The sequence below is a fragment of the Enterococcus sp. DIV1224 genome, assembly GCF_050555455.1.
GTDB lineage: Bacteria > Bacillota > Bacilli > Lactobacillales > Enterococcaceae > Enterococcus_B > Enterococcus_B lactis.
Window position 1 is genome coordinate 546,691 of record NZ_CP187859.1, and the last position, 12,329, is coordinate 559,019.

12 protein-coding genes and 1 other annotated feature are annotated in these 12,329 nt (G+C 39.6%); of the genes, 9 read left to right on the forward strand and 3 right to left on the reverse strand.

The window, feature by feature from the left end; all coding sequences use genetic code 11:
* The first annotated feature begins 107 nt into the window (after positions 1–107).
* Complete coding sequence (locus IGK53_RS02535; RefSeq protein WP_002329558.1) at positions 108–485, forward strand: DUF1033 family protein; 378 nt, start codon at positions 108–110, stop codon at positions 483–485.
* Positions 418–2,490 (forward strand): DNA topoisomerase III, encoded by a 2,073-nt coding sequence (locus tag IGK53_RS02540; protein WP_080032454.1) that lies wholly within the window; start codon positions 418–420, stop codon positions 2,488–2,490. The genes IGK53_RS02535 and IGK53_RS02540 overlap by 68 nt, the downstream gene beginning before the upstream one ends.
* A gap of 337 nt (positions 2,491–2,827) precedes the next feature.
* On the opposite strand, the gene IGK53_RS02545 is transcribed toward IGK53_RS02540, so the two are convergent.
* On the reverse strand, positions 2,828–3,775 hold the full coding sequence (locus IGK53_RS02545; protein WP_002329556.1) for a glycosyltransferase family 2 protein: 948 nt from the start codon (positions 3,773–3,775) through the stop codon (positions 2,828–2,830).
* Positions 3,776–4,020: 245 nt separating this feature from the next.
* Between IGK53_RS02545 and IGK53_RS02550 the strand changes: the two genes are divergently transcribed.
* Entirely contained in the window at positions 4,021–4,485 is a 465-nt protein-coding gene (locus IGK53_RS02550) for a methylated-DNA--[protein]-cysteine S-methyltransferase (protein ID WP_002291193.1), read from the forward strand.
* Positions 4,486–4,546: 61 nt separating this feature from the next.
* Here IGK53_RS02550 and IGK53_RS02555 read toward each other — a convergent pair whose 3' ends face one another.
* Positions 4,547–5,590, reverse strand: a complete 1,044-nt coding sequence (locus IGK53_RS02555; RefSeq protein ID WP_002291191.1) for a YeiH family protein — start codon at positions 5,588–5,590, stop codon at positions 4,547–4,549.
* A gap of 499 nt (positions 5,591–6,089) precedes the next feature.
* A complete protein-coding gene (locus tag IGK53_RS02560; protein WP_002291188.1) occupies positions 6,090–7,055 on the reverse strand; it encodes a TDT family transporter in 966 nt (321 codons plus the stop codon).
* Positions 7,056–7,288: 233 nt separating this feature from the next.
* Here IGK53_RS02560 and IGK53_RS02565 point away from each other — a divergent pair, with 233 nt between their 5' ends.
* From IGK53_RS02565 to IGK53_RS02590, 6 genes are all read left to right on the forward strand, one after another.
* Entirely contained in the window at positions 7,289–8,134 is an 846-nt protein-coding gene (locus IGK53_RS02565; RefSeq protein ID WP_002291186.1) for a LysR family transcriptional regulator, read from the forward strand.
* A gap of 190 nt (positions 8,135–8,324) precedes the next feature.
* Positions 8,325–9,512, forward strand: a complete 1,188-nt coding sequence (locus IGK53_RS02570; protein ID WP_002291183.1) for an FtsW/RodA/SpoVE family cell cycle protein — start codon at positions 8,325–8,327, stop codon at positions 9,510–9,512.
* A 5-nt stretch (positions 9,513–9,517) separates the two neighbouring features.
* Positions 9,518–9,874, forward strand: a complete 357-nt coding sequence (locus IGK53_RS02575) for an arsenate reductase family protein (RefSeq protein ID WP_002295166.1) — start codon at positions 9,518–9,520, stop codon at positions 9,872–9,874.
* Position 9,875: 1 nt separating this feature from the next.
* A complete protein-coding gene (locus IGK53_RS02580) occupies positions 9,876–10,214 on the forward strand; it encodes a glycine cleavage system protein H (RefSeq protein ID WP_002291179.1) in 339 nt (112 codons plus the stop codon).
* Positions 10,215–10,289: 75 nt separating this feature from the next.
* Positions 10,290–10,546: a binding site (T-box leader), on the forward strand.
* 62 nt (positions 10,547–10,608) lie between these two features.
* Positions 10,609–11,643 (forward strand): methionine ABC transporter ATP-binding protein, encoded by a 1,035-nt coding sequence (locus IGK53_RS02585; protein ID WP_002304234.1) that lies wholly within the window; start codon positions 10,609–10,611, stop codon positions 11,641–11,643.
* A complete protein-coding gene (locus IGK53_RS02590) occupies positions 11,636–12,322 on the forward strand; it encodes a methionine ABC transporter permease (RefSeq protein WP_002287674.1) in 687 nt (228 codons plus the stop codon). The genes IGK53_RS02585 and IGK53_RS02590 overlap by 8 nt, the downstream gene beginning before the upstream one ends.
* The last annotated feature ends 7 nt before the right edge of the window (positions 12,323–12,329 follow it).

Genomic DNA, 12,329 nt, shown 5'->3' on the forward strand with positions numbered 1-12,329 from the left:
ATTTTCAAGATGTTCATTAAATGATCTTTTTATAAGAGAAAATTCTTGCAACTTTCTTGAAAAGTGACTAAGATGAGTCTAGAAAAGCTGAAAGAAGGAGCACGAGTATGTATCAAGTAATTACCATGTTCGGGGACAATGAGCCTTGGTGGTTTTTTGAAGACTGGGAAGAAGATATTGAAGCAGAAGAAACATTCGAGTCTTTTGAAGAAGCACGACAAGCGTACGAAAAACAATGGATCGCGATCCATCAAAATTATGAATATATCAATGCAAAAAGCAACTTTCTCAGCGCCTTTTGGAATGACGGAGATGAGCGCTGGTGTGAAGAGTGTGACGATGATTTACAGCAATACAAGGGACTTGCGTTGTTGAAAAATCATCAGCCCATCACAGTAGAAAGCAGAAAGGAATTTTATGAAACAACTAATACTAGCGGAAAAACCAAGCGTTGCGAAAGACCTAAGCAAGGTGCTTGGTGCTAATCAAAAGCACAAAAATTATTATGAAGGACCCAAGGTGATCGTTACTTGGGCCCTTGGTCATTTATTAGGATTGAAAATGCCGGAAGATCTGAATAAGGAATGGCAGAGCTGGCAAATGGACACGTTGCCGATGATCCCTAAAAAACTAGGAATCAAACCACTTCCTAAAACAGGACATCAATTAAAAGCAATCAAGCAGCTGGCTCAACGAAAAGATGTCTCAGAAGCAGTCATTGCGACAGATGCCGGAAGGGAAGGAGAACTTGTTGCTCGCTGGATCTTAGAGTATGTGCATTTCAATAAACCAGTGAAGCGGTTATGGATCTCTTCTCAAACAGATAAAGCAATCAAAACAGGATTCAAGCAACTAAGACCTGCAAAAGAATATGATGCATTGTATGAATCTGCTCTTGCCCGGGCAAAAGCGGACTGGCTGGTAGGATTGAATGTGACCAGAGCCTTAACTGTGAAGTATGCGGACAATTTATCAGCAGGCCGTGTGCAGACACCGACACTAGCATTAGTGAGAGATCAAGAAAAGAAAATCGAACAGTTCCGTCCACAAACGTATTTCACGATCACGTTGCACGCTGGAAAAGAACAAGCCAAAATGGTTCAAAAAAATCAATTTGCTTTAAAAACACAAGAAGAAGCACAAAAACTTGTTCAATTGATCAGTACAAGCAAAGGAACTGTCACAGAAGTCCAAGAAAAATTAAAAACGGAATCTGCGCCGCTGCCTTATGATTTAACAGAGATCCAAAGAGAAGCCAATCAACGCTATGGCTATTCTGCAAAGAAAACATTAAGTCTTGTACAAAGTTTATATGAGACCCATAAAATCGTTACTTATCCGCGTACAGACAGCAAATATCTGACAAACGACATGAAAAGTACGATGAACGAACGACTGCAAGCAGTCAGCGACTTTGCTCCTGAGGTCAAGCAGTATTTGAAAAACGGAGCCATCGTCCAACAGACAAAAGTATTCCAAGACAATAAAGTGACCGATCACCATGCGCTTTTGCCAACTGAAAACCGAGCACGTTATGAAAAACTAAGTAATGAAGAGCAAAAAATCTATCAGATGATCGTCTCTCGTTTCTTAGGCTTATTTGCTCAACCACACAAAGTCAGTCAGACAAAAGTCACGGTTGAATTTGGTAAAGAACAATTCATTTTCCGACAAAATCGTGTCGTCCAAGCAGGGTGGAAAGGCGAAACGGAATCTGAAACGGAAACAGTCAAATGGGAAAAAGGAATGCGGATCAATCCTGATTTCACCATCAAAAAAGAATTATCTGTACCGCCTAAACCATTGACAGAAGCAAGCTTGCTTGGACAAATGAAAAAATACAGTCTGGGAACCCCGGCTACTCGTGCAGAGATCATTGAGAAACTGATCAAATCAGAGTTGATGGAACGTACCCCTCAAGGACTGCAAGCATCCCCTAAAGGTAAACAATTATTAGTATTAGTCAACCCATCTTTAGTGACACCGGATCTGACAGAGAGCTGGGAAAAAGACCTTGAAGCGATTGCTGCAGGAAAGAAACAAGCAGGAACCTTCTTGAATGGGATCGAAAAAGAAACAAAACGCTTGGTGAATGAAATCAAATCAAGCAAACAAGAATATCAAGATTTCTCGATCACCCAAAAGAAATGTCCAGAATGTGGGGCCAATCTGCGTGAGAAAAACACACGAGACGGCAAAATTTATGTCTGCACCAATTCAGATTGCAGCTACCGCAGAAGAAAAGATCCTAAAGTCTCCAACCATCGCTGCCCACAATGTCACCGGAAAATGGAAATCATCGAAGGCAAAAATGGTGCTTATTTCCGTTGTAAATACGACGGAACGACAGAAAAAATGCTTGATAAAAAAGAGCAGAAGAAGAAAATGACCAAACATGAAGAACGTCGCTTGCTGAAAAAATATGCACAGGCAGAAGAACCAGAAGAAAGCCCATTAGCAGCAGCACTAAAAGCGGCAATGAAGAAGTAAGAAGATGGAGGTTGTGACAGAAGTGGTCAGCTTCAAGAAATAAGAAGGAATTCACGAAAATTGCTTTTCAAATTTTTGTAACATTTCGGCTTATTTTTCGAAGAAGCTACTTCTGGAACACCGTATATCAGAGATTGTGAAAAAGCTGTTCTGCATCATCCTGCATCAAGTAATAAGAACAGCCAAGCAAAAACAGCTTATCATGTTTTTGAATTGGCTGGATTTATTACCGCAGATGCAAGCTTTTGAACACCGTTTGTTCGGAAAGAGGGACTGTGACAAGATTTTTGTCACAGTCCCTCTTCATTAAAAAAATGTTTACTTCATTTGACGTATATTATTGGTGAGGCTTCAATTCATTTGGCTTCACTTTTTCTGTTTCTCTAATAATATAAACAGGACGTTGTTTCGTTTCTAAGAAGATTTTTCCGATATATTTCCCGATGATTCCAAGACATAACAGTTGGATTCCTCCGATGAATAGGAAGATCGAGACCATGGAAGGCCATCCTGATGTAGGATCACCAAACAGCAATGCCCGCAAAATAATGAACAAGATCGCAATACCAGAACCGACACAAGACAAAGCGCCGATAAATGAAGCAATCGTCAATGGCGCATCGGAGAAGTTCACGATACCATCAATCGAGTAGTTGAACAATTTCCAGAAGGACCAAGATGTTTCACCAGCTACACGTTCGCGGTTTTCATAAGAAATATATTCTGTTTTGAATCCGACCCAACTGAATAATCCTTTTGAAAACCGGTTGTATTCTGTTAGTTCTAGGACAGCATCCACCATTTGTCGGGTCATCAAACGGAAATCACGAGCGCCATCGACCATTTCTGTATCGCTGATTTTATTGATCAACTGGTAGAATTTTTTCGCAAAGAAACTGCGGATTGCAGGCTCACCTTCACGAGTCGAACGCCGGGTGCCGACACAATCGATATCAGAAGTAGTGATTCGTTCAATCATCTCAGGAAGCAGTTCAGGCGGATCTTGCAAGTCAACATCCATAACAGTCACTAAATCTCCTGTAGAAGCTTGTAATCCTGCGTATAGAGCCGCTTCTTTCCCGAAATTTCTGGAAAATGAGACAAAGCGGACATAAGGATAAGCTGAGGCTAGCTTCTTGATTGCTGCTAACGTACCGTCTTTTGATCCGTCGTCAATAAACAAATATTCGAACTCATGGGCACCTTTGAATTTTTCAACCTCATCAAAAAAAAGAGGAACAGTTTTTTCTTCATTAAAACATGGGACAACAATTGATACTTTCATCGTTTCTATCCTTTCAATCGTATGTTTATATATGGTTTACATTCAAAATTTAATAAACCTTAAATAACACCTTTAAAATTTGATTTTACGTAAAAGAACAGGTATTCTTTTTGTAAACTAACGTATTTAGTTTACCATGTTTCCTCGGTTTATCAAACTTTTAAGAACAATTTTTATTAGTTGGCAAGTAGTTTTGGATAGAGAAAAAGGAGGAAGTTCCAGTCTATTGACCAGGAGCAAACAAAATGAAAATACACACACCTATCGGCTTTTTATGGTTAGATGCAGATGAATCCGGATTGACTGCTGTATCTTTTCAGCCAATTTCAGAAAGCGAATCAGCGAATCAGCAAATTTTAACGCGCACACAAGAACAGTTTGAAGAATATTTTGCGGGAAAAAGAAAAGAATTTGATGTTCCTTTATCTATAAAGAGAGGTACGCCTTTTCAGCAAAATGTCTGGAAAGCTTTGTCGACCATTCCTTATGGAGAAATCCGAACGTATAAAGAAGTAGCCGTTGCTGTTGATAGTCCGAAAGCTGTGCGAGCGATTGGGCAGGCAAATCGAACCAATCCATTGCCAATCGTTATTCCTTGTCATCGAGTGATCGGGCAAAATGGAAAACTGACAGGATATATGGGAAACGCAATAGATGGGGTTGAAGTCAAACGCCAATTGTTGTTGTTAGAAGGATATCTGCAAAATTAAAAACAGTTGTGATTCGGACATTGTTCCATGCGAGAATCACAACTGTTTTTTCATGTTCATTCTAAACTTTGATCAGCCAAATAAATAGTAAAGCCATCACTGTTTGGAGAAGCCCGACAGCTAATCCATAAGATAAGAAGCGTGTACCTTCTTTCATGAATTTTGCAAAGTCTAAACGCAGACCAATTGCCGCTAAAGCAGTGATCTCAAACCAGCTGCTGATAAAATGTGCCGATTGGTCAATAACTACAGGTAAAGAAAACAAGCTGTTGACCAAACAAAAGATCACAAACCCTAATACATACCAAGGAAGCGGTAATTTTCGTTTTTTCTGCGTATCAGTTGGCGTTTCAAACAGAGCTGGTTGTTTCTTGTGCATGAATTTTTCAAACAGATAGACAACAACAACGAGCATCATAATACGTAGAATCTTAAATAGCATGGCGAATTCGACAACAGAATTGTCAAGTAAGCTTGCCCCAGCGACTACTTGACCAACAGATTGGAGTGTACCACCCAAAAGTGCACTTTTTTCAATGAGATTTCCACCAAACAACTGTAATCCAAGAAAAGGGAGAGTCAACATCATCACAGTACCCAGTAGATTGACTAGTGTGATGATCTGTCCTTTTTCTTCCTCTTTCGCATGGATGGAAGGGGCAATCGAAGCAATAGCAGAAGAACCACAAACAGCGTTTCCTCCAGCCATCATCAAAGAAGAAGTATCGCTGAATTGCAGTTTTTTACCAATCAAGTAAGCACCGATGATAGTGACTGACATTTGCAGTAACACAAAAACAATTCCTTTTATACCAATTTGAGCAATCGTTTGAGCTGTGACAGTTGCACCTAGTAAAAAAACAGAGAATTCTAATAGTTTGCTTTCAGCAAATTTTGTGCCGATTGCTAGAACAGGCTGTTTAAAAAAAGTATTTCCTAATAAAATACCCAATAAAATAGCAATAGTCGCTCCACCTAACTGTGGCAGATAAATAGCAAGAAGCCTGCTGAAGGCAGCGATGGCAAAAGAAAGCAGTAAACCGGGTAAGATTTCGCGGACCGCTGAATCCTTTACAGATTTTATTGGATGTGACAATGATTTCATTTGATCGGTTCCTTTCGTCAATAAATACTAAAAGCATACTCGAACATAGTAGCACTAAACCAGTATTTTGACAAAAGAACAAGAGGTCGTGACAAAAGTCTTGTCACGACCTCTTGTTTCGAATAAACGGTGTTCAAAAGCCAGTTTCTCGGTATTAAGCCAAATTTATGAAAAAATGTGGAAAGCCATTTTCACAAAATTTTTCTTAATACTCGAAACTAAGCGGCTTTTTCACGACCTCTTGGTAAACGGTGTTCCAGAAGTAGCTTCTTCGGAAATAAGCCGAAATTTCACAAAAATTTGAGAAGCAATTTTCGTAAATTCCTTCTTATTTCTTGAAGCTGACCACTTCTTTTACGACCTCTTGGTAAACGGTGTTCAAAAGCTTGCATCTGCGGTAATAAGCCCAACCAGTACAAAAACATGAACAGCTGTTTTTGTTTGGCCGTTCTTATTACTTGATGCAGAACAGCTTTTTCACAACCTATTGAATCGATTATTAAGCGATTTTTTTAGAAACAAATTTTCCATGTTTGCTATGTTCTTTAATTAAGAAACGTACGTAATGAGCAAGAACGTAGAAGACAACTACACTTGCAAACAGACATTCCGCAACTTTTAAGAAATCCAATACGCTACTATAGATACCTAAACTGTTGAAGTAATGAACAGTAGTAAATATAGCTGTTGCAGAGATAACAAGCGGGAATGTAAAGGCTGCATAGCTTGGATAAAAACGAAGCTTGAACAAACGTGGAAGCATAGACAGCACAACGAAATACAATACTTGAGATAAAGCGAACAATGCTACGACAAGATAAAAATTAGGTTCAGCAAAGTTTTTAAGATAACCTGTTAGGCAAAGAGAACCAGGTGCTGCAACGATCGTAATCAGCGGACGTGTCGGATGAGCCATATTTCTTACGAAAAAGACACGTTTGATGATGATCGGCAATAAGAACGCATAGCAGATCAATGAAATCCAAAAGAAAATTTTTCCAATAAGCGGGAAGAAGTTCCCGGCAGTTACAGTGATGACCCCAAATCCAACGTAAATGATAAACCAGCTTGGATAAATTGCTTCAATTGAAAGATCAGCTTTGATAACATGGTGATAATTGAAATAAAAGACAAGGATCACTTGGAAGATAACAGCGCACAGCCAAATGAATTTGACAATTGGTGCAATACTTTCATATGAAACAAAATAAGTACAAATAACCATGAGTGACATCGTAAAAGTTGGTGAAACGGAGGCGATGATTGGATCATGCAACGTTTGTTTCGTGTGTTCGAATAAGATAAACAATTTAACAAAAATGAATATCATAAGAATCATAGAGATACCGCCAGTTAGATTGCCTAAAGCAACATGGTGATAGTCTTTAAACAGATTTCCAAGGGAAGCTAACCCAAGGATCAACCCGCAGATCGGGATCGGAATAATTTTCAAAAAGTTCTTCATATATAATATTCTCCTTTTTATTTAATAGATTTTAGTACCAAGATGAACGAATACATTGTAAAATGAATAGGAATGTATGATTACGAGCAAGCAGACAGCTGATTGTCTTCATCTAAGTTACTAGTTGGATCAGCAACTGTTTTGTTGTACATTTCTATTATAGATGGTTTTTTGTATATTTAAATCAAATAGTTTTTATAGTAATTATCATAAAAAGTTATGGAAGTGGTGCCATGTTTAAGTTATTAACGACTTTTCGAGCAGTATATGAAACAAGAAATTTTTCCAGAGCAGCAGAAGTACTGTTTTTATCTCAACCAGCAGTCTCGAATCAAATCAAACAGTTGGAGCGGGAATTGAATATCGATCTTTTTCAACGTAACGGAAGAAAAGAGATGCTTCCAACTAAGCAAGCCGACTTATTATATGAACGGACACTGGTTTTGTTAGAAGAATGGGAAGAAACTCAGCAAAAATTGCTCAATGAACAAAATGAAGAAGAAGTATGTCGGATCGTTGCTTCCCACACCTTTGCTGTCTATCTTTTGCCTCAGTTGATGAAACATCTGATCAAAAGGTTTCCTAAAGTGCATTTTGAGATCGAAATCGCGAATTCTCATGAATCATTAGAACAAGTAGCGAAACATGAATCCGATTTTGGTTTTATCGAAAAGCCATTAGAGACTTCCGGCGTACAAAGATACTCTTTGATGGAAGACCAGCTAGTCATCGCTGGGGACCCAAAAAGCAAATTGTGGCTTGTAAGAGAAGCAAACTCTGGTGTTTTTCATTACACGCAGCGTTATTTTGAAGAGATGAATATCCAAGATAAGAAGATGATCGTGAAAAGTAACGATGTAATTGTTGCGTTGCTGAAGGAAGGAATCGGTCGCTCGATTTTGTCTAAGCGCTCTGTTCCAGAAAATGTGCCAATGACTCCGTTGAATTTCCATCGATATTTTTATTTCATCCAACGAACCAATCTGGTTTCTGATCAGCTGCTAGAGATTGCCGAAGAGATCCTTCGATACAATGAAAGCACAGAAACTTCTCACAGCGAGGAGAATCTCAGTTGGTAGATAATTGCATGTATCAAAAAAAGTTCTATGATACACTAAAGATAAGCAGTAGGCTTTTGTACTGCATTTGCTCAAGCAACTGCACAAACGGAAAGTTAATTTTTCCCAAATGTCTATGGAAAGACTTTCCATTATCTAACTGGACCGCTATAATAATCAGCAGTATGGTTTTTAAGAAAAGGGATGAAACATGGAAAAAAAATTAAAAGCTTCGAACGATAATCGTATTGATTATGGCGTGATTTTACCAGTCTTTCTGTTATGTTTGATTGGTCTGCTCTCATTATATGTAGCACTTAGCCATGATCCGAACAATCCAGCAGTCTTGAAAGGCGTAGGGATGCAAGTTGTGTGGTATTTAGTTGGAGCGGCAGCAATCGTTGTCATCATGCATTTGAATTCCAAATGGATCTGGAAACTGACTCCTTACCTTTATGGTTTGGGGTTAGTGGTAATGGGACTCTTGCTCAAATTCTATGATCAGAATTTAGCTGCTTCAACAGGGTCTAAAAACTGGTTTCGATTCGGTGCGTTTACTTTCCAGCCAGCAGAGTTGATGAAGATTGCGTACATCTTGATGATGGCACTGATCGTAACTAAACATAATACGCAAGTAAAAGAACGGACGATGAAATCGGACTTTTGGCTGATTGGGAAGCTCTTGATCGTGACAATACCGGTTTTAGCATTGATCATGGCCCAAGATGACTTTGGAACGATGCTTGTCTTTCTTGCGATCTTTGGCGGGATTTTCTTGATGTCTGGAATCTCTTGGCGCATCATCGCACCTGTAGTAATCTTGGCAGTAGTCGTTGGAGCAGGAACGATCTTCTTGGTTACGACTGAAGGCGGAAGAGACTTGCTTTACAAAGTTGGCTTCAAATCTTATCAGTTTGCACGTATTGATTCATGGCTGGACCCTTTCCATGATACGTCAGGAATGAGTTATCAGCCGGCCCAAGGACTTTTGGCAATTGGTACCGGTGGCTTGTTTGGTAAAGGATTCAACGTAAGCAATATTTATGTGCCTGTTCGTGAGTCCGATATGATTTTTACCGTTATCGGTGAAAACTTCGGCTTTATCGGTGGTGCATTCGTCATTTTCTTGTATTTTATTTTAATCTATCGTATGATTCGGGTGTGTTTCGATACGAATAATGAATTTTACGCCTATATCGCAAGCGGTTTGATCATGATGCTGCTGTTCCATGTCTTTGAGAATATTGGAGCAAATATCGGATTACTTCCTTTAACAGGGATCCCATTGCCTTTCATTAGTCAGGGAGGATCTTCGATTTTAGGGAACATGATCGGTATCGGGTTGATATTATCGATGAGATACCAAAATGAAGCACCTGCAAGATCTTCAAGGAGGTAAGAAAATTGTACACCTTTTACTGGTACCCGAAATGTTCAACATGCAAAAAAGCCAAAGCGTGGTTAGACCAGCATGGCGTTAGTTATCAAACTGTTGATATGATCAAAGAAGTACCGAAGGCCTCAACGATTGAGACTTGGCTAGAAACGAGTCAAGTACCAATCCGTCGCCTGTTCAACACAAGCGGGATGAAATATCGGGAACTTGGACTGAAAGATCAAGTAGGCGAGTTTACGGCTTCAAAAGCGAGCCAAGTCTTATCGACAGATGGTATGCTGATCAAGCGACCACTGATCTTACGAGAGGACCAGCTTGTTGCAATTGGATTCAATGAAAAAATTTATGAAGGAGAACTGATATAAAATGGCAGGCAAGCATTTGAAGAAAAAGGACAACCTTTGGATCTTATTTAATGGAAAGGAATACTGTGTTGGTTTGACAAATGAAGCGCAAGAAGAACTTGGAGACATCACGTTTGCCAATCTGCCAAAAGCAGGACAATCGCTAAAAAAAGATGAACCTCTGATCGAAGTTGAAGCGGAAAAAGCGGTCAATGAATTTGCCAGCCCGCTAACGGGTACAGTTTCTTCTGTTAATGATAAAATCGGTGAAGATATCAATATCTTGAATGATTCAGATGAAATGAATGCGTGGATCTTAAGTTTCAAAGATGTTGATCCAAAAGAATTTGACGAATTATAAAATCAGAAAATCACTTGAAAAAAGTTGACACTGATTCTTCCAGTTGCTATAATCATAAGCAATCCTATATGAAACGAGAAAGCTTTGAAAAGAAGAGTACATGTCACGGACGTTTGAAGAGAGCCCTGTTTGCTGAAAATGGGTAACGAAAATGAGATGGAAGATGGTCTTAGAGCAGAGTAAGCGAGCGTAAGCAAACTTACTACGGGAGTGCCCGTTACAGCGCGACAGTATACGGAAAGAAGCTAAGTCCAAGTACTGGAAGAGGCTGTTATTGCGAAGTAACGGTAAATCAAGGTGGTAACACGGAAGTTCAAGCTTTCGTCCTTTTGCTTAAGGCAAGAGGGCGAAGGCTTTTTTGTTTGAAAAATCATAAGAGAAAGATGTGAATGGCATGTCATTAATCCAACTAACGAATGTCAAAAAGACATTCAATGGGAAAAACGGAAACATCCAAGCCGTCAATGACGTTTCACTAAACGTTGAAAAAGGGGATATTTATGGAATCGTCGGCTATTCTGGCGCAGGAAAAAGTACATTAGTCCGTCTCCTGAATGGACTTGAGCTTCCCACGAGCGGCGAAGTGATCGTAAACGATCAAGATATTACAAAATTAAAAAACAAAGAATTACGTACATTCCGAAAGAAAATCGGTATGATCTTCCAGCATTTCAACCTGTTATGGTCAAGAACTGTACTTGAAAATATCCAGCTGCCGCTGGAATTAGCTGGCGTACCAAAGAGCAAACGTAAAGAACGGGCAGAAGAACTGTTGCGTTTAGTCGGGTTAGAAGGACGCGGACAAGCATATCCTTCACAACTTTCCGGCGGACAGAAACAACGCGTCGGTATCGCACGAGCATTGGCAAATGATCCTGAGATCCTGCTTTGTGATGAGGCTACTAGCGCATTGGACCCGCAAACAACAGAAGAAGTATTAGACTTATTGTTAGCGATCAATAAGAAATTGAATTTGACCATCGTCTTGATCACACATGAAATGAATGTGATCCGCAAAATCTGCAACAAAGTCGCTGTGATGGAGTTGGGGAAAGTCGTAGAAGAAGGAGACGTATTGACTGTCTTCAGACAACCGAAAAAAGAAGTAACCAAACGCTTTGTACAACAAGACATCGAACCAGAAGCTGATTCGACAGAACTATTAGCTGAACTCATCAAAGAAAATCCAAGCGGCCGTTTGGCAACTTTGACCTTTAGCGAAAGAAATGCCAACGAGCCAGTCATTTCCCAAGCGATTCGACGCTATAACATCGATGTCAACGTTGTGTATGGAAAGATCAAACAAGTGAAAGAAGGTTCCTTTGGTTCATTGACTGTCTTGATGACTGGTGAAACCAAAGAATTAGATCAAGCAGAAGTGTTCATCAAAGAACAAGGAGTAGGAATTGAGGTGATCCATCGTGGATAAAAGCTTTTCAGAGACATATCTAGATTTTAAACAAATCAACCCGGAAACGATGAATCAGGCTATCCTTGATACACTATATATGACATTAATCTCAATGGTCTTAGTGACGATCATCGGATTAGTTTTGGGATTGATCCTTTACTCTATTGGACGCAAAAACAAACCGTATGCTCGAATCATTTATGGAATCGTATCGATCATCAGTAATATTTTCCGGTCAACGCCATTTATGATCCTGATGGTTTTGATCATTCCATTTACTAAAGCAATCGTAGGCACTATGCTAGGTGCGCAAGCAGCCATTCCAGCTCTTGTTTTATCCGCAGCACCATTTTATGCCCGTCTAGTAGAGATTGCTTTTCGTGAAGTCAGCCCTGGTGTACTGGAAGCAGCAGATGCAATGGGAGCAAGTTACTGGGAAATCATCTGGAAGGTCTTGATACCTGAAAGTATTCCCGCATTGATTTCTGGATTAACAGTTACAACGATCTCGATGATCGGATTTACTGCGATGGCCGGCGCGATCGGCGCAGGTGGACTTGGAGGTCTTGCTTGGCAGGAAGGCTACCAGCGTGGTAATCTGACAGTGACATTCGTTGCGACTTTAATTATTTTACTAATCGTATTTATCGTTCAAGGAATCGGTGATTTCTTAACTAAGAAAACAGACAAAAGATAATAGGATA